The 24,115-nt window shown below is 50.1% G+C and carries 25 protein-coding genes and 1 pseudogene; all 26 read left to right on the top strand.

Annotated features, from left to right (window positions below):
- The first annotated feature begins 33 nt into the window (after positions 1-33).
- Positions 34-1,725, top strand: a complete 1,692-nt coding sequence (locus tag MOST_RS10275; RefSeq protein WP_054937793.1) for an S-layer homology domain-containing protein — start codon at positions 34-36, stop codon at positions 1,723-1,725.
- A 101-nt stretch (positions 1,726-1,826) separates the two neighbouring features.
- Positions 1,827-2,252: a flagellar assembly protein FliW gene (fliW, locus tag MOST_RS10270; protein ID WP_054937794.1), complete on the top strand. Its 426-nt coding sequence runs from the start codon at positions 1,827-1,829 to the stop codon at positions 2,250-2,252.
- 86 nt (positions 2,253-2,338) lie between these two features.
- A complete protein-coding gene (csrA, locus tag MOST_RS10265; RefSeq protein ID WP_054937795.1) occupies positions 2,339-2,578 on the top strand; it encodes a carbon storage regulator CsrA in 240 nt (79 codons plus the stop codon).
- 97 nt (positions 2,579-2,675) lie between these two features.
- Complete coding sequence (locus tag MOST_RS10260; protein ID WP_054937796.1) at positions 2,676-3,302, top strand: Uma2 family endonuclease; 627 nt, start codon at positions 2,676-2,678, stop codon at positions 3,300-3,302.
- Positions 3,303-3,431: 129 nt separating this feature from the next.
- Positions 3,432-5,756: a tetratricopeptide repeat protein gene (locus MOST_RS10255; RefSeq protein WP_054937797.1), complete on the top strand. Its 2,325-nt coding sequence runs from the start codon at positions 3,432-3,434 to the stop codon at positions 5,754-5,756.
- Positions 5,757-5,798: 42 nt separating this feature from the next.
- A complete protein-coding gene (locus MOST_RS10250; protein ID WP_054937798.1) occupies positions 5,799-6,170 on the top strand; it encodes a J domain-containing protein in 372 nt (123 codons plus the stop codon).
- A 58-nt stretch (positions 6,171-6,228) separates the two neighbouring features.
- Positions 6,229-6,900 (top strand): nucleotide exchange factor GrpE, encoded by a 672-nt coding sequence (locus MOST_RS10245; protein ID WP_161952832.1) that lies wholly within the window; start codon positions 6,229-6,231, stop codon positions 6,898-6,900.
- Between the two features lie 92 nt (positions 6,901-6,992).
- The gene (locus MOST_RS10240) at positions 6,993-8,690 is read left to right on the top strand and encodes an Hsp70 family protein (RefSeq protein ID WP_054937800.1); all 1,698 of its coding nucleotides are present in this window, start codon (positions 6,993-6,995) and stop codon (positions 8,688-8,690) included.
- On the top strand, positions 8,677-8,838 hold the full coding sequence (locus MOST_RS17265; RefSeq protein ID WP_161952831.1) for a hypothetical protein: 162 nt from the start codon (positions 8,677-8,679) through the stop codon (positions 8,836-8,838). The genes MOST_RS10240 and MOST_RS17265 overlap by 14 nt, the downstream gene beginning before the upstream one ends.
- 85 nt (positions 8,839-8,923) lie before the next feature.
- Complete coding sequence (locus tag MOST_RS10235) at positions 8,924-9,247, top strand: AbrB/MazE/SpoVT family DNA-binding domain-containing protein (RefSeq protein ID WP_054937801.1); 324 nt, start codon at positions 8,924-8,926, stop codon at positions 9,245-9,247.
- The gene (locus tag MOST_RS10230) at positions 9,247-9,537 is read left to right on the top strand and encodes a type II toxin-antitoxin system RelE family toxin (RefSeq protein WP_054937802.1); all 291 of its coding nucleotides are present in this window, start codon (positions 9,247-9,249) and stop codon (positions 9,535-9,537) included. The genes MOST_RS10235 and MOST_RS10230 overlap by 1 nt, the downstream gene beginning before the upstream one ends.
- A gap of 394 nt (positions 9,538-9,931) precedes the next feature.
- The gene (locus MOST_RS10225) at positions 9,932-10,162 is read left to right on the top strand and encodes a glycosyltransferase family 2 protein (RefSeq protein ID WP_054937803.1); all 231 of its coding nucleotides are present in this window, start codon (positions 9,932-9,934) and stop codon (positions 10,160-10,162) included.
- Between the two features lie 91 nt (positions 10,163-10,253).
- Positions 10,254-11,225, top strand: a complete 972-nt coding sequence (locus tag MOST_RS10220) for an NAD-dependent 4,6-dehydratase LegB (RefSeq protein ID WP_054937804.1) — start codon at positions 10,254-10,256, stop codon at positions 11,223-11,225.
- Positions 11,226-11,240: 15 nt separating this feature from the next.
- The gene (locus MOST_RS10215; RefSeq protein WP_054937805.1) at positions 11,241-12,350 is read left to right on the top strand and encodes a LegC family aminotransferase; all 1,110 of its coding nucleotides are present in this window, start codon (positions 11,241-11,243) and stop codon (positions 12,348-12,350) included.
- Positions 12,351-12,355: 5 nt separating this feature from the next.
- Positions 12,356-13,009 (top strand): acetyltransferase, encoded by a 654-nt coding sequence (locus MOST_RS10210; RefSeq protein WP_054937806.1) that lies wholly within the window; start codon positions 12,356-12,358, stop codon positions 13,007-13,009.
- Complete coding sequence (neuC, locus tag MOST_RS10205) at positions 13,006-14,208, top strand: UDP-N-acetylglucosamine 2-epimerase (RefSeq protein WP_054937807.1); 1,203 nt, start codon at positions 13,006-13,008, stop codon at positions 14,206-14,208. The genes MOST_RS10210 and neuC overlap by 4 nt, the downstream gene beginning before the upstream one ends.
- Positions 14,198-15,211 carry an N-acetylneuraminate synthase gene (gene neuB / locus MOST_RS10200; RefSeq protein WP_054937808.1) on the top strand — a complete coding sequence of 338 codons (1,014 nt, stop codon included), beginning with the start codon at positions 14,198-14,200 and terminating at the stop codon, positions 15,209-15,211. Before neuC ends, neuB begins: the two co-directional genes overlap by 11 nt.
- Position 15,212: 1 nt before the next feature.
- Positions 15,213-15,275 (top strand): annotated as a pseudogene (locus MOST_RS18545) (SAF domain-containing protein); the annotation flags it as partial.
- A gap of 43 nt (positions 15,276-15,318) precedes the next feature.
- Positions 15,319-16,350 carry a radical SAM/SPASM domain-containing protein gene (locus MOST_RS10195; RefSeq protein ID WP_054937809.1) on the top strand — a complete coding sequence of 344 codons (1,032 nt, stop codon included), beginning with the start codon at positions 15,319-15,321 and terminating at the stop codon, positions 16,348-16,350.
- Positions 16,351-16,372: 22 nt separating this feature from the next.
- Positions 16,373-17,434, top strand: coding sequence for a nucleotidyltransferase family protein (locus MOST_RS10190; RefSeq protein WP_054937810.1), 1,062 nt, complete (start codon positions 16,373-16,375; stop codon positions 17,432-17,434).
- A gap of 34 nt (positions 17,435-17,468) precedes the next feature.
- Positions 17,469-18,167 (top strand): acylneuraminate cytidylyltransferase family protein, encoded by a 699-nt coding sequence (locus MOST_RS10185; protein WP_054937811.1) that lies wholly within the window; start codon positions 17,469-17,471, stop codon positions 18,165-18,167.
- 282 nt (positions 18,168-18,449) lie between these two features.
- The gene (locus tag MOST_RS10180) at positions 18,450-19,580 is read left to right on the top strand and encodes a flagellin N-terminal helical domain-containing protein (RefSeq protein ID WP_054937812.1); all 1,131 of its coding nucleotides are present in this window, start codon (positions 18,450-18,452) and stop codon (positions 19,578-19,580) included.
- A gap of 124 nt (positions 19,581-19,704) precedes the next feature.
- The gene (locus MOST_RS10175; RefSeq protein WP_054937813.1) at positions 19,705-20,292 is read left to right on the top strand and encodes a DUF8042 domain-containing protein; all 588 of its coding nucleotides are present in this window, start codon (positions 19,705-19,707) and stop codon (positions 20,290-20,292) included.
- A gap of 18 nt (positions 20,293-20,310) precedes the next feature.
- On the top strand, positions 20,311-22,185 hold the full coding sequence (locus tag MOST_RS10170) for a motility associated factor glycosyltransferase family protein (RefSeq protein WP_054937814.1): 1,875 nt from the start codon (positions 20,311-20,313) through the stop codon (positions 22,183-22,185).
- 59 nt (positions 22,186-22,244) lie between these two features.
- Positions 22,245-22,607, top strand: a complete 363-nt coding sequence (locus tag MOST_RS10165) for a flagellar protein FlaG (protein WP_054937815.1) — start codon at positions 22,245-22,247, stop codon at positions 22,605-22,607.
- 12 nt (positions 22,608-22,619) lie between these two features.
- Entirely contained in the window at positions 22,620-24,041 is a 1,422-nt protein-coding gene (fliD, locus tag MOST_RS10160; protein ID WP_054937816.1) for a flagellar filament capping protein FliD, read from the top strand.
- Positions 24,042-24,115 lie beyond the last annotated feature (74 nt).

Here is a 24,115-nt window from a genome sequence, read left to right as displayed (position 1 = left end):
CTGTGACAAAGTTATTTTGGTAGGAAGGTAGAGGTGGTTGGAGTGGTTCAAAACAGGCTAGGGGGCAAATTTTACTGGCTCACCTTTTGGGGTATATTCTTAACCATATATTTAGTTCAAGCCCTCCCGGCCGCTGCCGCCGACTTTTACCGCTACCAGGGCGGTATCAAGGGCGAAAAAGAATATGCCGAAGTCCTCTACCTTACCGGCGAGCCGGTCCTCTTGCAGGGCACGGTCCAGGAAACGACCGGCCCGTCCAGGGATGGCAAAACTACGAGCAGGGTTACCTTTACCCTGGAAAACAAGGAAAAGGCTATCAAGCTGAACCGGAGTTTGAGCTTTATTACGGAAATAGAAAAAAATGGACGCCAGGAAGTAAATACAACCAGGCTGGAACGCTTTAGCGAGACCATCACGGTAGGACAGGATAGGTACGCCCTTCAGGATTTTCAATTCTCACGTTCGGAACTCCTGGACCACCAGCCAGCGGTTGTCTATCAAAGCGGCAACTGGACGGCCCGTAAAGTTTATAGCGTTAATAACGACCTGGCTAAGGTAACTGTGGAAACCTGGGGGCATACGGTCGGCTACCGGCATGCCTGGGGCAGTACCGAGACCAGCCAGGAAGAAGGTACGGTGTTTTTTAGCGGCAAGGTGGCAATAGATAAAGAAAACTTTATTTCCACTACATGGAGCAGCAGCTTCCACCAGGACCTTTCTTACCACCGCTCCCGCTACCTGGAATACCAGGCCAATGAACCTTTGGCCATCAGCTTTCCGGGGGGCTACGTCGAGAATACCCGGACCACCGAAACCCTGCATTACAGGGGCAATTTTCCCGACCTGGAGAATGGCCTGCTGGCCAGCAGCCGGTGGCTGAGAAAAGAGGGTAGTTATGAATTAAAGAGCCTTCCCAGTAAAAAGTGGTTGCGGGTAGCGAATCTGGCCGACATCCGTGGCCACTGGGCCGAAGCGGATATTCGCCAGCTCTACGGTTTAGGCGCCTTGGGGGAGGAAGGAGATTATTTCCGGCCGGCGCTACCCTTCTTCCGCGGCCAGTTTGCCAGGGCCCTGGTAGCTGTGCTGGACCTGCCCCTGCCGGCCGGACAATCAGGGTGGTCCCCGCTCCCGGGTACCGGGGGGCTGCCTTCCCCCAGCCGCGGCTTTCCCGGCCAGCCCGGGCAGATAGGATCCCCGTTTACCCGGCCTAACTTTACCGGCCAGGCCGGGCAACCCTACGGCCAGCCGGTCTGGTCCGGCCAGTCGCCCCTGACCTATGGCAGGCCGGGCCAGCCCGCCCTGCCCCAGGAAAAACCCCTTTTTGCCGATGTGGCCACGACTGACCCGGCTTATAAGTATTACCAAGCCGTCTATGAAGCGGGAGTAATGACCGGTACGGGGCCGGGTCTTTTTGGCCCTACCGAACCCCTGACCAGGGCCGAGGCCCTGGTTATCCTGGTGCGGGCCCTGGGCCTGAAAGGCCTGGCGCCGGCAGGATATGTGCGTACTCCTTTTCGCGATGATTGGGATATACCTGCCTGGGCACGAACTGCCGTTTACGTGGCCAATAAAATCGGCCTGATCCAGGGTGACGAGTACGGCTTCCTGAAGCCCAACGAAACCCTTACCCGGGCCGAAGCGGCAGTATTTCTCAACCGGTTTATTCACTATCTCCAGGAGGAAATGACCGCCGACTACCGGGAGCGGGTGTTGAATTTTAACTAGTGCCCGGCAAGGCGATTTCATTGAATACTGGTCTCGGGTCGCAAAATGACCAGGCGATACCGTTAATTTCCTGTATCATCGTTTTGAAAGGTGGGTTTACTATGAGGGTACAGACGTCACGTTTTGGTATAGTAGAGATCGATCCGGCGGAAGTATTAACCTTCCCTGACGGCATCCCGGCCTTTGAAAACCTGCGGGAGTTTTTCTTTCACCCCATCCCGGAAAACCCGGCCTTTACCTGGCTCCAGGCCGTTAACGACCCGGAAGTGGCTTTCCTGCTGGTCGACCCCTTTCTCTTCTTCCCGGGTTACGAGGTAGAGATCCCCGGCAGCCTGCAAAGAGAGATGGAGATTAAAAATGCTGGCGACGTCCTGGTCCTGGCCGTAGTGACCGTCCCTAACGGCGACGTCCGCCGGGCCACGGCCAACCTGGTGGGCCCCATGGTCATCAACAGGGTCACCCGCCTGGGCCGGCAGTTTGTCATGGAGGGCACTAAATATACCACCCGGCACCCCCTGTTCCGGTGATTGGTCGCCGGGTAAGATGGCTGGGAGAGTGAAACAATAGGAAGTGCCGGGGAAGCCCCGAAAATTTCCAAAAGGAGCGGTAACCAGTGCTTGTCTTAACCCGGCGGGTGAACGAAACCATCGTCATCGACAACAGGATAAAAGTAACGGTCATCAGCATCGAACAGGATAAAATCCGCTTAGGGATAGACGCCCCGCCGGACATCCCCATCGTCCGCCAGGAACTCCTGGCCGCCGTGGTGGATGAAAACAAAGCGGCGGCAAGGACACCGGCCATAGCGGCCGGGGAACTACCCATAAAAACAAAGCAGCGTGAGCAGCAGTAACATTGAGCACCAGCTATTTTTATGATATGATCAATTCAGCAAATTGGTGTAAGGCGGCAGTCATGTCAACTACGTCCTGACGGCAGGTGAAACTGAAATGAGCCAACAGGATAACCATAGCCTGCTCAAAGAAGCCTACGCCCAGTACGCCGTCGCTGATGCCCGCCCTCTCCCGCCTGGCAAAATGACCTTTGAACAATTCCTTATCTGGGCCGATGAAGACACCCTGGCCGAATGGGTAGAGGGAGAGGTCGTACTTATGACGCCGGCGTCATTGCGCCACCAAAGGTTGGCGGGCTTTCTCATGGTTATTTTAAGGGAATTTGTTACTACCTATGATTTAGGCGAAGTACTATTTGCTCCCTTTCTGGTTCGACTACCAGAACCCTTAAAACGCGCCCGCGAGCCCGACTTAATCTTTGTATCTAAAGAGCGCCTGTATCTTTTAAAACCCACCTACCTGGACGGGGCGCCTGATTTAATAATCGAGATAACCTCACCTGAGAGCCTTGAACGCGACCGGGGCGTCAAATATAAAGAGTACGAACAGTCCGGGGTCAAAGAATACTGGCTGATCCATCCCGATACCTGCCAGGGGGAGTTTTTCCAGCTCCAGGAGGGCGGTTACCGGCAAATATACCCCGACGAAGACGACGTTTACCACTCCAGAGTGTTATCGGGTTTTAAGTTGAGATTAAATAAATTGTGGGAAGAGGTACAGTGACCCATGTTGGTGACCCCTGTTCACGTCGCCCCGGTACAGGCCGGGGTATTTTTGTGCCTATCAGAAACCCTGCACTCTGGCGACCAGGCCGGATAAATCTGTCTATGTTTGCAGGAACTTGGCAGAGGGATGCTGAATATAGAATTCGACGCGCTAAAAATTCTCCCGGGGGAAATTTTACCTATGAAGAACCGCTTGCGCAAAAAACAGCAAAGACAGGCCCAACAAAAAGCAAAGGCCGCCAGGCAGGAGCACCCGGTCCGACCGGTGGATGCCGGTTGGCAATTATTTCAGGCCGGGCAGTACCGTGAAGCCATCGCCGCCTGGAAGAACGCGCCCCAGGAGGAACAGCAGCGGCTGCGGCCGGTGCTGGCGGAAACCTATTTTCGCCTGGCCATGGAGCAACATGCGGCCGGTAAAGAGCAGTCGGCCCAAACCTTCCTGCAGCAGGCGGTAAACCTGGCTCCAGACCAGTGGCTCTACCATTACCACCTGGCCTTAGCCTGGCAGCGGTTGGGTAACCTGGCGCGCGCAACAGCAGCCTACCGGCAGGCCCTGGCCGGCCGGCCTGGCAACCAGCGAGTACTCCTGCACTTGGGATGGCTGATGGTTCAGCAGGAATTAGCTTCTCCCGGCTCGTTCCTGGCAGCCTGGCTGGCAGGACCAGAAGGACAGGGGCTGGCCGCCCCCGTGCGCGAGTTTTTGTCATCTCTTCCCGCAATGCTTCGCGGGGAGGTACGAGAGGATATGGGTAGCGGGGCGCCCGTGGCTGTAAAGATAATTAAGCATCCCGGGGATAACCCTTTGCCTGACGAACCCCTGGGCAGCAGTGCTGCTTTCCTCACCGGCATAGCTTACGCCCGGCAAGAGCAGTGGGGTGCGGCGAGGACCTGGCTGGAGCAGGCGGTCCACCGCGCTCCGCATCACCCGCTTTTCTGGCTGGCCCTGGGCGAAGTGCAGGCCCTGAGCGACGACCTGCACGGCGGGAAGGAATCCCTGGAACAGGCCGTAGCCCTAGGGGCCGGCGAGGAAGCCCGGGACTGGCTGGCCGCCGTCCGGCAAGGGCAACTAACCCAGGCCGCAGCTAAGGGTGACCTGAACGCTGTTATCCAACTCTTGGAAGCCGACAGCAACCCCAACGGTGCGCTTTTGGCCCTCGCCTACTTCGTCCGCGGTAACCTGCAGGCTCGTAACGAACAGTGGTCTAAAGCCAGGGAAGATTGGGAAAGGGCCGTAGCCATCGGACCGGCGGCCGAGGACCTGCCGGATATCACCCATAATCTCGCCTTGCTGGCCGAAAGGGAGGGACGACAGGAGGAGGCGGTACGCTACTGGCGGCAGACCATTTCGGGCTGGACGGAATTACTGGGGCAGGGTGAAGACCGGACCTCCCGGGAAGGCTACCTGGCCCTGGCCTACCGCCATTTGGCCGAACTCTTGCTGGCGGACGGCAACCTGACGGAGGCGGCCATTGACCTGGAATTGGCCCTCCGGTACGATCCCGAAGACGTGGAAGCCCGCCTTACCCTGGCCCATACCCAGGAGGCGCTGGAAGAACCGCAGAAGGCCATCCGCACCCTGCTCCCGGTGGTCCAGGAACACCCTGGCAACGTCGAGGCGGTAGGGGCGCTGGCTTCCCTATACATGGAAACAGAAAAGTATGAGGCGGCGAAAGAAGTCTTGCGCAACAGCCTGGCGGTAACCCCTGAGGAACCGGTGCTGATTGGCATGTTGACCCGCATCAGCAACCGCCTGGCGCGTCGGTACATAGCTCTGGAGATGTGGCAAGAGGCGCAGCGGGAGATTGAAGAGACCCTGCGCCTCAACCCCCGCGACCCCGAGGCTCTAGTTTTTACCGGGGTGATAGCCTGCCTGACAGGGAAGGAAAAAGAGGGTGAGCAATGGTTCCAGCAAGTCTTGCAGCTTATGCCGGAGGACCCACGCAGTCATCTCCTCGTTGGCCAGGCTTACTTTGTGGTTGGCCATCCCCGTAAAGCCGGTGCGCAATTAAAAAGAGCCATGGATCTGGCGGGCAATGCTCCGGAAGTCTGTTACCAGGCGGCCCAAATCTACCTGGGGGCTGAAAGGGAAAAGGCGGCTGAAACCGCCCTGCGCCGCGCCCTGGATTGCCCCGGAGCTGACCGGGAAAAGGTTTACCTGGGGGCGTTCAAGGTGTGCTGTAAACACACGGCCTGCGATCTGGCCCAACGCATCTTGCGTTTGGCCATACGTGAATTCCCCCAAAATATAGGACTACAGCTTAAGTATGCTAGGTGTTTAATCGAGACCGGCGATGAGCGGGCCAGGGCTCAATTAGCAGAGGTGGAAAGGATTATCAATACCACCGGCACCCCGGCGGACAAATGGGAATGGCAGAAACAGCGCGCCAAGTGGTACAAGTCCTTGGAAGAGTCCCTGGAAAACGATGATTTATTTTATCTTCTCGGTTGGTAGATAGACGGTCTCGGGAAAGAGTTACGGGAGAGGGTGACGAGAGTGAAGCCTACCCCTGGAAACGGCGATCCTTATCAGATTCTGGGGTTGGAGCCGGGAGCCAGTGCAGCTGCGATTAAGAGGGCCTACCTGCAATTAGTCCGCCGGCATCCTCCGGAACAGCAGCCGGAGGAGTTTAAGCGTATCCGCGCCGCCTATGAACAGCTTAAGGACGCGCGGGCACGGGCCAAAACCGACCTGGGGCTTTTTCATCTAGATACCGGTCGCCTGGCCCGCAAGTTAGGCCCCTTGCGGTGGCCGGGGCGGAGCATCATTCAATATGCTCCCGGGGAACTGTTAACTTGTTGTGGCGACCTGGGCCGCACCGATTTTCACGATGATTATAAGGAGCAGATAACAAAGGATGGGAATTAGGCAGTACTTGGAGCGGTTGAGAACCGGACTGGGATGGCAGAGGACAGCCGGCCCGCTTATGGCCAGGTTGGATAATATCCAGGTCGAAATGGCCGAGCTTACGCAGCAGGTAACCCGGCTCGCCGCTAGATTTGAGCAGTTGACCCAGGAAGTAGCGCGGTTGGGCAAAATGCAGCTGCAACTCGCCGCCGGGAACGAAGACCTGGCCCAAACCTGCGAAGAGACGTTACAAGAATTCCGCCGGGGACATGAGCGTTACCAGGAATTAGTTGAGGCCGTACGGCGGGAAGAAAAAAGGCGGCTGGAAGGGCAGGTGATCGCCGCCCTTGTTAAAGAGCTACTACCTTTATTGGACGGTTTGGAGGCCGGCATCCAGACCTTTACCCCCCCTGCCGGAGCCCGGTCGCCCCAGGCGCCGCCGGAAGGGCTGACCGTGGTCCAGGGCCTGGCCGGCCTGTGGCAGCGCGGGCAACAGGCATTGGCCGGCCTGGGGGTGCAGCGCCTGGAGGCAGTGGGGCAGCCCTTTGACCCGTACTATCACCGTGCCGTAGAGGCTGTACCGGTAGCAGAAGAGCAGCAGGACGGCAGGGTGGTAGCCGAAGTTACGGCCGGATACATCTGGCAGGACCAGGTGCTTCGTTACGCGGAAGTGATCGTCGGGAAACTGGCAGGGACGGGGGAACAACCTGAAGCGAAGGAGGGCGGCATTAGGCAACTAAAAAGTGAGTAGACGCCCACACCGTGGCGTGACACCGACAGTAGGATGAAAATTGTAACGGGGCCGGCATAGGTAACAAGAAGGAGGCTTTTAGCAGCATAATTATGAGTAAGATTATCGGGATTGATTTAGGTACAACCAACTCGGTGGTGGCCGCCATCCAGGACGGCCGGCCACGCGTATTAGTTTCTAAGGACGGAGCCAGGCTCCTGCCCTCGGTGGTGGGCCTTTCGCCGGCAGATGAGCTGCTGGTAGGGGACGCGGCTAAAAACCAGTACCTCCTGTATCCGGAACGGACGATTAAGTCGGTTAAAAGAATGATGGGCCAGGATGTAGCCCTGCCGCTGGGAGAAAAAACCTTCTCACCGCCCCAGATTTCGGCTTTTATTCTTGAGCGTCTCCGGGAGACAGCTGCAGCAACCCTCGGCGAAGAGGTTCGCCAGGCGGTCATTACCGTGCCCGCTTATTTCACTGATGCCCAGCGCCAGGCTACCCGTCAAGCCGGTGAGCTGGCCGGCCTGGAAGTGGTGCGGATCATTAATGAACCTACCGCTGCCGCCCTGGCCTATGGGCTGGAAAGCCGCGACAGCCGGCGAGCCCTGGTCTACGACCTGGGAGGCGGCACCTTCGACGTCTCCGTAGTAGAAATCAATGAAGGGGTGGTCGAGGTTATTGCCACTGCCGGTAATAATCACCTGGGCGGCGACGATTTCGATGCTCGCCTGGTGGATTTTCTCATCCGGCATCTCCAGGAGGAGTCCGGCGTAGACCTGTCCGATAACCGCCGGGCCATGGCCCGTTTAACCCGCGCCGCCGAGGAAGCTAAAATCAAGCTCTCTACCCAGCCTTTCGTGCAGATCAATGAGCCTTTTATTGCTGAACGGGGTGGTCAGGCTATAAACCTGGAGGTGGAGTTGTCCCGCAACCAATTTGAAGCGATGATCGCCGATCTGCTTCAGGAAACAGTAAGCCTGATCCAGCGCGTGCTCCAGGACGCCCAGCTGAAACCTGCAGACCTGGATATAGTGCTTCTGGTAGGAGGCTCGACCAGGATTCCGGCTGTCTTTGAACTGGTCAAAAATCACCTGGGCCAGGTGCCGCGCGGTGAGATCAACCCGGATGAATGCGTGGCCCTGGGTGCGGCGGTGCAGGCAGGCATTATTGCCGGCGAACCCCTGGATATGGTCTTCGTCGATGTGGCCCCTTATTCCCTTGGCATCCAGATTCTGGGAGAGCAGTTCGGCATAGTTCACCCTGATGTCATGCGCGTATTAATCCCGCGCAATACGGCTATTCCCACTTCCCGGGCGGAAGTCTTTTCCACGGTCCATGACAATCAATCGGCAGTTAAGATCTCCGTTTATCAAGGAGAAAGCTTAATGGCCTCGAAAAATACTTTGCTCGGCGAATTCACCCTTTCCGGCATACCCCCGATGCCCGCCGGCCAGCCTCAGATCGTAGTCCAGTTTGACTACGACGTGGACGGCATCGTTCACGTCTCGGCTACGGAGAGATCAACCGGTAAAAATGAGCACATCACCATCACCCGGGCCTCCGAGGAAATGGCGGCCGCCACCGAAACGGCTGGCGCCCAGCCTGAGGCCCCCGACCGGAGAGCGGCCAGGAGACGTCGGGCTGTCCTACGCCAGGCCAAAAAACTAGCTCAGGAACTGGAAGGTGAGGATAAAGCCGCCCTCCTCGGCCTGGTAACGGCCATTGAACGCGCAGAAAAACAGGGCGATACCGCCCAGGCCGCGGCCCTGGTCGAAGACCTCTGGGACTTACTGTATGAGAAAATGTGATTGGGTTTTATCCTGCTGCTGGTGCTGCCGGGGCGACTGGTCGAACCCCTTTGCTTATAATCCTTCATCCTGGCAAATTATCCCCTATATGGTAGCTGCCGATCTGCACCCGGAAGAAAGGGCGGGTCTCGATTTGCCGGAGGTTTGAGCAGGGCTGGATGTTTTGTGGCTTGATATTTTCCCGGATTGTGGTAAAATAATCGTAATACAGTATTACCGTAAGGAGGCATACCATGCCTGACTATACCACAATCACTGCTAAAGGCCAGGTAACCGTCCCCAAAGAAATTAGAGAACGTTTCAACTGGACTGAGGGAACCAAGTTAAGATTTTATGTTGACGGAAATGAAATCAAAGTCAAGGAAGTAACTCTCATTGATGAGATGGAAGATCTTATTATTAAGGACCTCAAGGAAGCGGGGTATAAAGGAGAAGAATTAAAAGCGAAGGTAGTTGAACGTAAAAAGATGTTAGATTCCGCTTTCAAACGACTATTGCAGGAACGAATGGAAGAAAAGACCATTCCCCTGGATGAGGCCATAAGGAGCATTGAGTAATGAATTATCACATTGAATTATCCCAGGGGGCTGTCAGGGATCTAAAAAAGCTTGACCGCCCCTTAAGGGACTTTTTGTATCAACAGTTTCACGAAATTTCCGCCAGCCCATATCATAGTCCCAAATTAAAAGGCGAATTTCAAGATCTTCGTTCATACCATTGTCGTTATCAAGGGGTTGACTACCGGATTATTTATTACATTAATGAGGCAGGCAAACTTATTATCATAGCCCTGGTAGGTAGCCGTGAAAACCTGTATAAGGAATTAAGGCGCAGAATGCAAAAATAACATTAACGCTTTTGACAGTTTCAGCGAACGGGTTGTCAAGAAGGCCGGCCGCCGGGCAGGTCAGGAGGCCTTTCGGAGGCTGGACTTGCTGGACCGGCTCATCGGCATATTAAACCGCATTACATTTAAGCGCCGACCGCCTTAAACCCGGTAACCCGGCTGTTGGAGATGAGCCGGGGCTTTCGCAGTTTCACGCCGTCGATAGGGCGCCGGTTAACTCTATAAGTGGAGTACGAAAAGTTACGTTACATGGTAAAGTTGTTTACCTTGCTCAGCAGAGTGCCAACCAGCTCTTTAAAAAACTCTACGCCAGCTATGCTGGTAGCCCGCCTGACGGGAAATCCTTGTGGAATATCAAATGGGTTACTCCCCAGAAGGAAGTTAAAGCATCATCATGCCGGTTTATAAAGTGTCGGAGATTACCACCAGGGCCTTTGCCGCTATCGGGAAGTGGAAATCCAGACCCTTTGAGATAATAGTCATAGACAACGGCACCGACCCTACTCGCAACCAGGGCCTGGCGGCAAGGGGCGAGTACTTGGTGGTCATGGATAACGGCAAAATCTTATTTCGGCTTCTACAGCCCGACTGTAAAATGTCGATAATCATAGATGTAAAAGGCTGATCAAAAAATAAAGACGAAGGAGAAAAATAATAGACACTCAAAATGGTTTATAAAGGAATCACAAAGGAAATAAAAGGAGAGATATTTTCACTTGCGTATTTTAGTAACAGGTGCCAGCGGTTTCATTGGTTCACATCTAGTGGAGGAGCTTGTAAGAAAGGGTCACGCGGTAAGGGCTTTCATCCACTATAACTCACGCAATAACTGGGGCTGGCTGGAGGAAAGCGAATTTAAGGATGACCTCGAGATCTATACGGGTGATATCCGTGATTACGACAGCGTTAAAGCTTCGTTAAAGGGAATAGAAGCCGTATTTCACTTAGCAGCTTTGATAGGTATCCCTTATTCATACGTCTCACCGATTGCTTATATTAAAACCAATATCGAAGGGACATATAATATCTGCCAGGCCTCCAGGGAGCTGGGGATTGCACGAGTGATTCACACCTCAACTTCAGAGGTTTACGGAACGGCCCGTTATGTACCTATTGATGAAAATCATCCCCTCCAGGCCCAATCACCCTATGCTGCCAGCAAGATTGGCGCCGACCAGCTGGCCCTGAGTTTTTACCGGTCTTTTGATTTACCGGTAACTATTATCCGACCCTTTAACACCTACGGGCCACGGCAGTCAGCCCGGGCCGTTATCCCTACGATTATTACCCAGCTGTTAAGCGGTCAGGAGGAGATACGGCTGGGCAATTTGGCACCGACGAGGGACTTTAACTTCGTTAAAGACACAGTGAACGGCTTTATCACAGCAGGTCTTTCACCACGGACGGTGGGCGAAGTAGTTAACATCGGGAGCGGCCGGGAAATAAGCATCGGCGAGCTGGTTGAGCTGATAGGACAATTGATTGGGACAAAGGTGAAAGTCCGGGTGGAGGCGGAACGTTACCGCCCTGAAGCGAGCGAAGTAGAACGTTTATGCTGTGATAACCGCAAAGCGAACCGGCTGGCAGGCTGGCGACCAGAATACTCCTTAAGTCAAGGACTGGCAATAACAATTGAGTGGTTTAAAAATCACCTGGCTTTATATAAAGCCGGGCAATATAACGTATAAGGCGGCGCCTTTTTGATGCAGGAAATTAAGATACCGCTGGACTGGCCCGATATCGGTGAGTTGGAGAAGGAATATATCTTAAAAGCTTTAGCTAGCGGCTATGTCTCTTCGGCAGGCCCCCTGGTGAGGGAGTTTGAGCAGCGATTTGCCGCTTATTTGGGTATCAACCATGCCGTGGCCGTTGTCAACGGCACGGCCGGCCTGCACCTGGCCCTGAAATTATTGGGGATCGGACCAGGGGACGAAGTTATTGTGCCCGCCCTTACTTTTATTGCCACGGTAAATCCTGTCGTATACGTTGGGGCCAGGCCGGTAGTGGTCGACGTTGATCCCTGTACGTGGAACATCGATCCTGCCGCGATAGAAAAAGCCATTACCAAGCATACACGAGCGATAATACCGGTCCACCTCTACGGCAACCCGGCAGATATGGATGCCATCCTGGGATTGGCCCGGGAGTATGGGCTGTACGTTATCGAAGATGCTACTGAAGCTTTAGGCTCAACTTACAAAGGAAAGAAAGCAGGTACTTTCGGCCATATAGGCGTTTTTAGCTTCAACGGCAATAAAATTATCACTACCGGAGGCGGGGGGATGCTGGTAACAGAGGACCCGGAACTGGCTCGCAGAGCCAGAATCCTGGTCAACCAGGGCAGGGAACCGGGGGAAACCGAGTACGAGCATAAAGAGATAGGCTTCAATTACCGCCTGACCAACCTCCAGGCTGCCCTGGGCCTGGCCCAGCTGGAACGCCTGCCGGAATTTTTGGCGGCTAAAAGGCGCAATGCGGCGATTTATCGCCGGGAATTGCAAGGTATCCCCGGAGTTGACTGGCAGCACGAACTCCCTGGTACAGAGAGTAACTGGTGGTTATTTTCTATATTGATTAATGCAGAAAAGTATGGTGAAAGCAGGGAAGCCTTAATGGCCAGGTTAAGTGGCCGTGGCATTCAATTTCGCCCTCTTTTTAAACCCATTCCTTTGCAACCATGTTATAGTCACTACTCCTTCCCTCCCTGTCCGGTGGCAGTAAATTTATATGCTGAGGGAATAAACTTGCCGAGTGCCAGCTTTCTCGAGAAAGATGATATTATGGCTGTCTGTGCCAATTTATTTCCAGGGTGAAATTTATGCCTCTACCTATAATCCTAATTGGCGGCGGGGGACATGCCCTGGTGATTGTTGATATTATTGAATTAAGTGGTGCCTATTGTATTGTAGGCTTCACAGATCTGCAGGAAAAATGCGTCCTTGCCGGCCGCGGTTTGCCTTATCTGGGGAACGATGAAGTGTTACCGGGATTGATCAAAGAAGGTATAACTAAAGCGGCTATTGGCGTGGGCGGCTTTAATAATAACTTGCGTCGAAAGCTATATAGCAGGTGCTTGAACCTCGGTTTCGATTTGCCGACGTTATGCCACCCCCGGGCAATAGTAGCTCGTAGGGCTTCAATTGGCGGTGGGACGGTTATCATGGCGGGTTCGATAATTAACCCGGGAGTGACCGTTAATGAAAATGTTATTATCAATACAGGAGCTATTGTGGAGCATGACTGTAGGATTGGGCACTCGGCCCAGATAGGACCCGGGGCAATCTTATGCGGTAATGTGACAGTAGGAGAAGAAGCCTTCATAGGGGCCGGGGCATGTATTATCCAGGGCGTAAATGTCGGGGCGGGAGCTTTTATTGGTGCCGGTGCAGTAGTGACTAAGGACGTACCTCCTGGAGTAACAGTTGCGGGTAATCCGGCCCGGATAATAAAAAGTATTGGAGCGATACAATGAGAAAAATAATGGTCTTTACCGCGACGAGGGCGGAATACGGTCTGCTGAAACCCGTTATCCGCCGGCTCGCTGCAAGCCCCCACTGCGAGCCCATACTTGTTGCCGGCGGGGATCATTTGAGTGAAATAAAAGGCCACACTATAGAAGAAATAATAAATGATGGTTTTGAAGTGAAGGACACCATCATTAATACCTGTCTGGGAGACACCCCTGTCAATATTGCCCAAGCAATTGCCCTGGCGACAAGTAAATTTGCTGAAATTATAGCAAGACAAAAACCCGATTTATTATTACTCCTCGGTGATCGCTATGAATTATTGGCCCCTGCCACCTGCGCCCTTCTTTATCGTATCCCCATTGCTCATATCGGAGGGGGAGAAACGACTTTCGGAGTGCTGGATGAACAGGTCCGCCATGCTTTAACGAAAATGGCCCATCTCCATTTTGTTTCAACCTGGGAATATGGCTGGCGCATCAGGCAAATGGGTGAAGAAGCATGGCGTATTTTTATCGTAGGTGCTCCTGGAGTTGAAAATATAAGGCGAACAGACTTCATGTCACCTGAGGAAATATATGACAAATTTGATATAAACCCTGCTTTACCCACATTACTAATTACTTATCACCCTGAAACTTTAACAAATACTCAAGAACCAGTTAAACAAATTAAGGAACTTATAGCAGCATTAAAGGAATTTCCCGAATACCAGCAGGTAATCACTTATCCGGGGACAGAAGTGGGATATTTAAGCGTTATCGAAGCCTGGAAAGAATATGCGGCCGGTAAATCTAACGTAAAATTATATCCCAGTTTAGGGTCCCGTGGTTATCTGGGTCTGATGCGCCTGGCTGCCGCGGTAGTGGGGAATTCTTCGAGCGGCATAATTGAAGCGCCAAGTTTTCATGTCCCTACTGTTAATATTGGTGACAGGCAGAAAGGGAGGATTAAGGCTGCCAGTGTTATTGATGTAGCCGGAGATAAAGAATCAATAGCAGCCGGCCTCAATAAAGCGTTAAAAGATCAGGAGTTTCGCCGGGGCTTATCAAATGTAACCAATCCCTATGATCCATACGGTGATGGGGATGTGAGCGAGCGTATTGTTAAAATATTAGGAACCATTCCACTGGATCGTAAACTATTAGAAAAACATCTTGAGTTTCCTCTTCCTGAGGAAAAGAGGAATTATCATGTTCAATAGGGTTTTCATCATTGCCGAAGCGGGCGTCAACCATAATGGCGATTTGCAGCTGGCCAGGAAACTGGTAGACGCGGCGGCAGAAGCGGGGGCAGACGCCGTAAAGTTTCAGACTTTCAAAGCTGAAGAAGTAGTAACCCCCAATGCTGAGCGGGCCCAATATCAAAAAGATAACATGCCCGGAAAAGACGAAAGCCAGCTGGAGATGATTAAACGGCTGGAATTGAGCTACGCCCAATTTCGGGAGCTTTATGCTTATTGCCGGCAGAAGGTGATTATATTTCTTTCCTCTCCCTTCGACCAGGAAAGCATTGATTTTCTGGCCGAACTGGGAGTGCCTTATTTTAAGATCCCTTCGGGAGAAATAACCAACTATCCCTTCTTGCGTCGCATCGCCGGGAAAAAGCGGCCGGTTATCCTTTCCACCGGCATGGCCACCCTGGGTGAAGTAGAGGGAGCATTACAAGTTTTACGGGAAGCTGGGGCGACGGATATTACCCTCCTGCATTGCACCACCAATTACCCGACCCTGCCGGAGGAGGTAAATTTAAGGGCTATGCTTACCATGAAGCAGGCCTTCGCTCTACCTGTGGGCTACTCAGATCATACCATGGGTATCGCCGTACCCATAGCGGCAGCGGCCTTGGGGGCAGAAGTGATTGAGAAGCACTTAACCTTAGATCGCAACCTTCCCGGCCCGGACCACCGCGCCTCCCTGGAACCGGGAGAATTTAAAGATATGGTCGCGGCCATCCGCCAGGTAGAAAAAAGCCTGGGGGACGGCATCAAACGGCCGGCGCCGGGCGAGCTGGCCGTCATGTCGGCGGCCAGGCGCAGCCTGGTGGCAGCCAGGGACATAGCCGCCGGAGAAATAATCACGGAATCCTGCCTGACCGCCAAAAGGCCGGGGACGGGCATCCCGCCGAATTTGTTGGACATGGTGGTGGGCCGGCAGGCCCGTCGGGATATTGCCGCCGGGAGTATTTTAAGCTGGGATATGATTTAGAGGCCGGAGGGCCCGGGTGGATATTCCGGCTGATACGGTTCTAACCTGGGATATGCTTAGTTAAAAATGTGAGCTTAACCTACAACTCCATGAAAGCAGGGGAAAAAATGGCTATCAACGTTACCTCAGTTCCTGTTAATCCTACCTACCATGAAATCGTAGTAAATGAGAGTGTGCAAGAATGGGAACGAAGTAAAGGACCGGAATATCACGAGTACAGACGAAAATGGGCTTTAAATCCCAAGCATTTTGTACTTGAACACACACCTATCCATTTGGATATTGAGCCAACAAATTCTTGTAACTTAAAATGTCCCATGTGCCCTAGAACTGTTTTAATGCATGAGGGTAATAACAAATTACCCGTCGGTTTTATGGATTTTAACGTATATAAAGAGATTATAGACCAGGCAGCCTCTTTAGGCGTTTCATCTATAAAACTAAACTGGCTGGGTGAACCTCTGCTGCACCCTCGAATTGTAGATATGGTGTGTTATGCCAAAGAGAAAGGTATAATTGATGTAATGTTTAATACCAATGCGGTGCTCCTTACAGAGCAGGTTGCCAGTGAGTTGATAGATGCAGGTCTCGATAAGCTGTTTTTTTCTTTTGATTCTCCCTTTAAAGAGGAATATGAAAATATTAGAGTAGGAGCAAATTATGAGCGGACACTGGAAAACATAAAAGCTTTACAGTTGCTGAAACAGAAAAAGGGTCGGAAATCTCCGCTAACCAGAGTATCAATGGTATTAATGCAAGAAAACCATTCAAGCCTTGAACATTTTATCAATTTGTTCAGCAATATAGTTGATATAGTTGCCTATGTGGATTACCGCCAACCCCTAAATAATAGGAAAGAGAGTTATAATGATAAAATCGCTCAGTCCCTACCCAGCTTTGCTTGTAGCCAATTATGGCAGAGGATGTTTATAGCCTGGGACGGGGAAGTAGTTGTATGTTGTGTTGATTCAGAACGAGAGTTTGTAGTTGGTAATATTAGGGATAACAATATTGACGAGATATGGCACAACGATAAGTACAAATACATGCGTGAGTGCCATATGAAGGGAGAGTATTATCGGGTTAATATTTGCAGCAAATGCTCGCTTCCCGCTAAGAATAAGGACGGCAGTCTCTAAAAGGTTGGAGAAGGGATAAGCCATGAGCTGGCATGCAACGCAATTGGCAAGTATTTTAACTTCTCCCAGAGAAAAACTAGCCGACGCTCTGCCGCGCATGGAAAAGGCCGCTCTCCAGTTGTTGCTGGTGGTGGACGAAGATAAACGCCTTTTAGGCACCGTTACGGATGGAGACATTCGGCGAGCTTTACTGCGGGGCTATGGGTTGGAAATAACCCTGGACAAAGTAATGTACCCTAAGCCGCGGGTGCTGCCGGTAGGGACCTCGCTGGACGCGGCCCGCAAGTTGATGTTAGAAAACAACATTCGCCATGTACCTTTGGTGGATAACCGGGGGCGGGTAGCCGATCTTCTGCTCTGGCTGGATGTTTTTGAACACCGCCGGGCGTCAAGATCGGAACAAGTAGTCATCATGGCCGGGGGTAAAGGTACCCGACTCGATCCCTTTACCAAAATTCTGCCGAAACCCATGATTCCTTTGGGAGATAAACCTATTGTTGAGGTAATTATGGATAAATTCTATGCTCAAGGCTTCACTAGTTTTATCCTGTCTTTAGGTTACAAGGCAGAAATAGTACGCTTATATTTTTCGGAAGAGAATGGTCGGCGGTATAACGTAAGCTTTGTACAGGAAGACGAACCCCTTGGTACTGCAGGGTCCCTGGGATTATTAAAAGAAAAAGTTAGTGGCACTTTTATCGTTACTAATTGTGATGTAATCTTGGAAGTCGATTATAACAGTCTATTAGGTTATCACCGGGAAAAAAGTTATGATTTTACAGTAGTAGGAGCGCTTAAGCAGTTCACCATCCCTTACGGAGTGCTGCGGGCTGAAGATGGAGAATTGAAAACCATTGACGAAAAACCCAATTTTCATTTTCTCGTAAACACCGGTGTTTATGTTCTGGAGCCCTCTATCCTGGATTTAGTTATGGGCAAGGAATTTATACATATGACCGATTTAATAATTCTGGCCAGGGAAAAGGGGTTTAAGGTAGGAGTTTACCCCCATTACGGTGATTGGTTTGATGTAGGCCAGTGGGAAGAATATCGGCAAACGTTAAGGCTGTTAGATACACGATAGGATATGGCTAGAATTCTTTGGAGGAGGGAAAATATTGTATCGACACAAAACTCTTTTGGGTTTTATTCCGGCTCGAAAGGGATCGAAGGGTGTGCCTGGAAAGAATATAAAACCCCTGGCCGGAAAGCCTTTGATCGTATATACCATCGAAACGGCCAGGGTCAGCGGCTTGTTTGACTACTTAATGGTTTCTACCGACGGAGAAGACATTGCTCGAATAGTCCGGGAGGCAGGGGCAGAGGTACCTTTTGTACGCCCCGCCGAGCTGGCTACCGACACGGCCAAAGGTATTGACGTTCTGCATCACGCCATGGTGTGGTTAGAAGCAAAGGGTCAAAAATTTGACTGGGTAATGTACCTGCAACCCACGAGCCCCTTGCGAAGTAGTAGAGATATTGTTGCTGCCTGTGAATTGATGCTCGAGCGAGACGCAGAAGCGGTGGTGGCGGTATGTGAGGTTGAGCATCACCCCTGGTGGAGCAATACTTTACCGGATGATTTGTGCATGGCAGATTTTCTTCGTCCGGAAGCCATTGGCCCCCAGCGTCAAGAGTTGCCCACTTATTATCGCATTAATGGAGCTATTTATTTGGCCCGCTGGGATTTTATCCGTTATCGTGACTCTTGGTATGGTCCCCGTACTTATGCTTACATTATGCCCAGGGAAAGATCGGTGGATATAGATAATCCCTTGGATTTTGTTTTAGCGGAAGCCTTGATATATCAGAAGTAACCTTTTCGCTAGGCCTCAGTGCTTAAGCGAGAAGGTGGGACTGTAGTCCTAGGACTTAAGTCCGGTTTATTTAGGATAAAAAGCTAAATGTTTCTGGATAAGTGACGATATTTTAGAAATGGGGGAACGACAGCATAGAGAAAAGATTTTTTAGGAGGTGGTAAATGACCAGAGCAAAAAGCACCCGTTTTGCTGTTGTGTTTTAGCTAGTGATTAAAGTTTGTCGCTGAACTGAAGTTTAACGGCAAGGATGCTAAACTAAAGTCAAGGAGGATGCAGTAAGTGCGTATTAATCAGAACATCGCAGCGCTGAATGCCTACCGCAACCTGACTGTAACTAATAGTGCTTTGACCAAGTCCATGGAGAAGCTTTCTTCGGGCCTGCGCATTAACCGCGCGGCTGACGACGCCGCCGGTCTGGCCATCAGCGAGAAGATGCGCGGCCAGATAAGGGGATTAAACCAGGCGGTGCGCAATGCCCAGGATAGCATTTCGCTGCTTCAGACTGCTGAAGGTGCTTTGAATGAGACCCACGCAATCTTACAGAGAATGCGTGAATTGGCGGTGCAAGCTTCAAATGATACAAATACAAATAGCGATAGGTTTGAAATTCAAAAGGAAATCAATCAGTTAGCGGAAGAATTAACCCGTATTGGTAATACCACTGAATTTAACACCAAGAAGTTGCTTAACGGCGAATTTTCTAGCGTCTTCCATATTGGGGCCAACCAAGGCCAGACAATAGCTTTAAACATAAATGATATGCGCGCCAGTGCCTTAGCAGTAACAGCCGCTTCAGCGGTGTATACTGCGGATAAAGGCGAAACTAACTATAATCAAGCTAAAGACGCCAATGTGCAGAATCTTAAAGCAGGTACCTACCGCGCGGAGGTTGCTGGGGATGGAAAGGTTATATTATATAATGAACAAGGGACCGCATTAGGAAGCGGAACATTAGCTGATAATGCTAGTTCAGTTACAATTGGCGGTCTTTCCGCGTATATGGTTACAGGCTCTTCAATTACGCTGGGTATCTCAGATACTAACCCAGCAACTGGCGTTACTACCGATGCGGGTACTATTACTATTCACGTATTGGAAAAAGGACAGGGCATTAGCGTGATGACCCAGGCAGATGCGGAAAAGGCCATAACTGCAGTTCAGGCTGCTCTGGATCGTGTTTCCAGCCAGCGTTCTAATTTAGGTGCTATGCAGAACCGACTTGAACATACCATTGCCAACCTGAGCGTCGCTTCTGAGAACCTGACCGCAGCCGAATCCCGAATTCGCGACCTGGATATGGCCCAGGAAATGATGGCCTTTACCAAGAACCAGATTTTGACCCAGGCAGGTACGGCTATGCTGGCCCAGGCCAACCAGCAACCGGCCACAGTGCTGGAATTGTTACGTTAAATTGCCAATCGCTAAGAAGGAGCCCTGATATGTTGGGCTCCTTCTTATATATATTTAAGAAAAAACGCCTTTTACCGATATACTTATTTTGAAGCTTATCTGTTTTTGAAAGGTGTTTGGAAAAATGATGCGCATACTTTTAAATGGCTCTGAGGTTGGCGCCCTGGATGACAAAAAGGGACTTAGCGATTTTTTGGAGGCCCTGGCTAGAGAAGAAAATCGAAAGGGACGGGCTATAGCCAGGATATTATTTAATGGTATTGAAACAAATAATTGGGATAAAATGGTAGACGAAATAGAAATAAATGAAATTGAGTTGGTTACTGCTCCTATAGACAAATTATTCGCGGAAACTTTAAGTGATGCCTACGACTATTTAGCAAGATTAGAGCAGGGTCTGGAAGATATAGGTACTAATCTGCAATTAGGACGAAAAAGAGAGGCTTTAGAACTTTTGGCTAGGGCTATAGAGGGTTTGGAGTGGTACACCCAGGTATTGCAATTGATAATTCAAAGTAAACCCGGTGAAGCTACCAACGTTAAAGAACGGCTTAATATTCTTAACGGCTGGCTGCGGGAAATTTTAGGAGCAGGAGAAAGAGAGGATTACAGTCTCCTGGCAGATCTTTTATTATACGAGTTGGCGCCGGAAATAAAGCGCAATCAAAAGTGGTTGGAGGAAATTATAGCCAATCTGGATTTAAAAACCTAAGGGGGAGGTCTAAATAATATGGACGCTCCTTATTTAGAAATAAATCTTAAGGTTTTACGTTCCCGTTGTTCCGGTTTTATCCCTTTCCTTAACGGGCAACAAGATAGTGAAAGGGTGAAGGTAGAATTAGCGCGTAATGGTTCACCGACTTTGCTTGTTAATCAGGAAGGGCAGGGGTTTTATATACATATACATAGTTGCTATGAGCCTGAGGTTGAAGCTCAACGCTGGTTGAAGAGTCTAGCCTGGGAAAAAAGTCAGTTAACCATAGTTTTGGGCTTTGGATTAGGTTATCACTTGGAAGCGATGCTTGCTCTATATCCTGAACTTAAAATAATCGTTATTGAGCCTGACCTGGAAATATTTTTAAATGCCCTTGCCATTCGTGACTTACGTCATTTGTTGCAAAACCCCAATATTGAAATGATATTAGGGGCAGATATAAATAGTTTAGCCAAACAAATTTTTACAATCATTACCAATGATTTAGCTGCTGGCCTTAATATTTTGAGCTGGCCACCTTACTTGCAGCTATGGGGTAGTTTCTGGCAAAAGAGCCAACAGATGCTGCTGAATTTGATACGTCAGCGGCTGGTGAATATTGCTACATATAAATCTTTTGCCACCCAATGGCTGGTAAATTTCTTTAGAAACCTCCCGATAAGTATTAATGACCCCGGTATAAAAAGCTTATTTTCACTTTTTATAAACCGGCCAGCAATTATTGTGGCTGCCGGTCCCTCCCTGGAAAAAAATATACACCTTTTGCATAGAGCTAGAGGAGCAGCTTTGATTATAGCTGCTGGTTCGGCTATCAACCCTTTGCTTAAAAACAATATCCGGCCTGATTTATTGGTTTCTTTTGACCCCGGCGAAGCCAACTATAAACATTTTACTAATCTCCAGAGAGCAGATATCCCTCTAGTTTATGCGCCTACCATTTACTCGCGGATTACTGACGAATATCGAGGGCCGCGTTTTGCAATGGGGATGGATGTTTTTCCTTTTACTAGCTGGGCTTTTCAAATGATTGGCGATGACAAAGGCATGGTAGCCAGCGGCCCTTCGGTGGCCAATGTTGCCTGGGACCTGGCAAGGCAAATGGGTTGTAATCCTATAATTTTTGTGGGCCAGGATCTGGCTTATACCAACCAAAAAAGCCATGCTGAGGGCGTAATAACAGCCCATCGTATAGAAATTGATGACCAGAACCAGCAAGACTATTTTTATACGGAGGATGTTTTTGGCGAACGGGTTTTAACTAACCGTCCTATGTATGCCATGAAAGTATGGTTTGAGCAGCGTATTGCTACCTTTGGCCATGGTCGGCTTTTTATCGATGCCACTGAAGGCGGGGCTAAAATAGCGGGTACGGAGATAATGCCTCTAGCAGAGGTACTGGAGAAGTATTGCGGGGAGCAGTTTGACCCTTATGGGCATATTATGGAGGTTTACCGGCACCAGAGAAGCTGCTTAGGGGCTAGTTCTTTGGAACAAAGACTAGACCAGCGTTTAGAGGAATGGAAAGAGCAATTGTCCCGCCTAGAAACCATTTACCAAAAGGCCATCAAAATAGCCAGACCATTAGAAATAGAAAGCGCAACCAAGCGGCTTAATGCCCAGCGATACCAGGAGGCAGCAGCTAGATTACAAAGATTGGACCGGGAGATGACAAGTATGGCTGTTTACAAAAATTTTATCCAGCCTTCTATAAAACATATCATTGAAGCCATTAATTTTATGTCTAAAGAATTGGAACGGGAAAGTGACCTGGCCAGGAAAGGCGATCAATTGGTTAAAGTTTATCTCTCTCTCTTTAAAGTTGCCCGGGATTTTGGGACTGAAATAAAAAAATTATTAATAAAGAAAGAAGCCCGCGGCTTAACTTCTTAAGCTGCTTCAGTTATAGCCGATTATAAGTTTATGGAGAGGTGGTACTGAAGGAGGGAACCATGGTGCGCATAGAAGGGGTTGACCCCATTATTTTAAATCGGGTGCAGAACCAGACCAAGGAGCCAATTGTACAGGAGATGAAGAAGATTAGCATAACAGCTGATGAAGAACGACAACAACGGGAACAAAAGGAAAAGGCCCAGGAGTATTTGGAGAGCTCAGTTAAGCAGATCAATACAGCGACAGAGCTTTTTAATATCAAGATACGTTTTAAGCTGGACCATGAGAATGACGAAATTTATGTGTTGGTTATCGATACTTTGGAAGGGAAGGTTATCCGCCGGATACCTCCCGAAAATATTCTTAAAATAGCGAACCAAATGCAGTATATAGTAGGCTTACTGCTAGACGAGTTGATATAGGGGGATTTAAAAATGTATATCAGCGGCCTGGCTTCGGGGTTGGATACGGATACCCTTATTAAGCAGTTAATGGATATTGAACGAATACCTTTAACCAGGTTACAGCAGCGTAAAAGCCAGTATAATCTTGAAAAAAATGCCTGGCATGATGTTTACGTGCGCATTTCATCCTTATGGAACACTTTAGGGGATCTCAAACTGGCATCTACTTTTAACAGTTTTAAAGCTACTTCTAGCAACGAGGCTGCTTTAACGGCGACGGCCGACAGCAATGCTGTTCCCGCTAGCTATGAAATAGATATTACGCAATTGGCTAAACCTGAAACAGTAGCGAGTAGTTCTCAAGTCAGTACTGCTGATAATGTTTCTTTAGGCTTACCTGCTGGTAAGCTTTATATTAACTTTGATGATGGCACATCAAAACAAAGATATATTGATGTTGACTCAAACAGTACTTTGCAATCAATTGTTGAAGCGATAAATATTGTTCCTCCAACGACAAGCGATCCGGGTGCAGGTGATATAGTAACCGCCAGTATAGTAGATCACAAACTGGTCATTACCAGTAAAACGAGTGGTTCGGGTGTATCAATTAGCTTTTCTGATGACGCGAGTGGTGCTATAACAGATAAACTATACCTTACTTCTCCAACTGAAATACAAAGAGGGCAAGATGCCCAATTTAGTGTAAATGGCTTAGCGGTTACCCGCTCAAAAAATACGGTTGATGATGTTATCCAGGGAGTTACTTTAAATTTAAAGGGTGTTACCAATGGTGCTGTAAACTTGCAAATAGCTAGCGATACTCAAAGAGCAATAGATGCCGTCAATGCTTTTGTAGCCCAATATAACTCCGTGATGGACTTTATTGCCACTAAATTAGGCGATAAAGGTGACCTGCAGAGTGATCCCACCCTGATGGCAATCCAAGAAAAACTCAGACAACTGGCTAGTGGTATAGTAAGTGGGGTAACAGGACCATATAAGAGCCTGCAGGATATAGGGATCAGCACGGGTGAAGTGGTGGGTAGCGGCACATTAACTTTTGACCGGAGTGGAAAATTAACAATTAATACCGATAAATTGACTGCAGCGTTGGAAAAGGATGCCGATGCTGTTTACCAGTTATTCTATAATAATTCGGGTACGGGCGGCGTGGCAGTCAGTTTTGATATTTATTTAACCTTCTTAATTAAAGGCACAGGAAATTCGACTTATACGAAAGGAATTTTGGTTGCCCAGGAAGATGCGGCCCAGAATATTATTGACGATATCGACGACCAGATCGCCCGCATGGAAGACCGGCTGGCCATGAAGGAAGAACAGCTCCGGCGGCAGTTTACGGCCATGGAGCAGGCTCTGGCGGCTTTGCAGAGCCAGGGGAACTGGCTGGCCGGGCAGATTGCTGGCCTGGGGGCCTACCAGTGGAAATAGATTAAGACGCCAAAATAGTTAAATCATACTTTATGATACTATGTTCATAAATCGGAGTGGAAGCGGCGAGGATG

Origin of the sequence: Neomoorella stamsii, from assembly GCF_002995805.1 — a bacterium.
In the GTDB taxonomy this organism is placed as follows: Bacteria; Bacillota; DSM-521; order Neomoorellales; family Neomoorellaceae; genus Neomoorella; species Neomoorella stamsii.
This window is presented reverse-complemented; position numbering and strand designations above follow the sequence as displayed.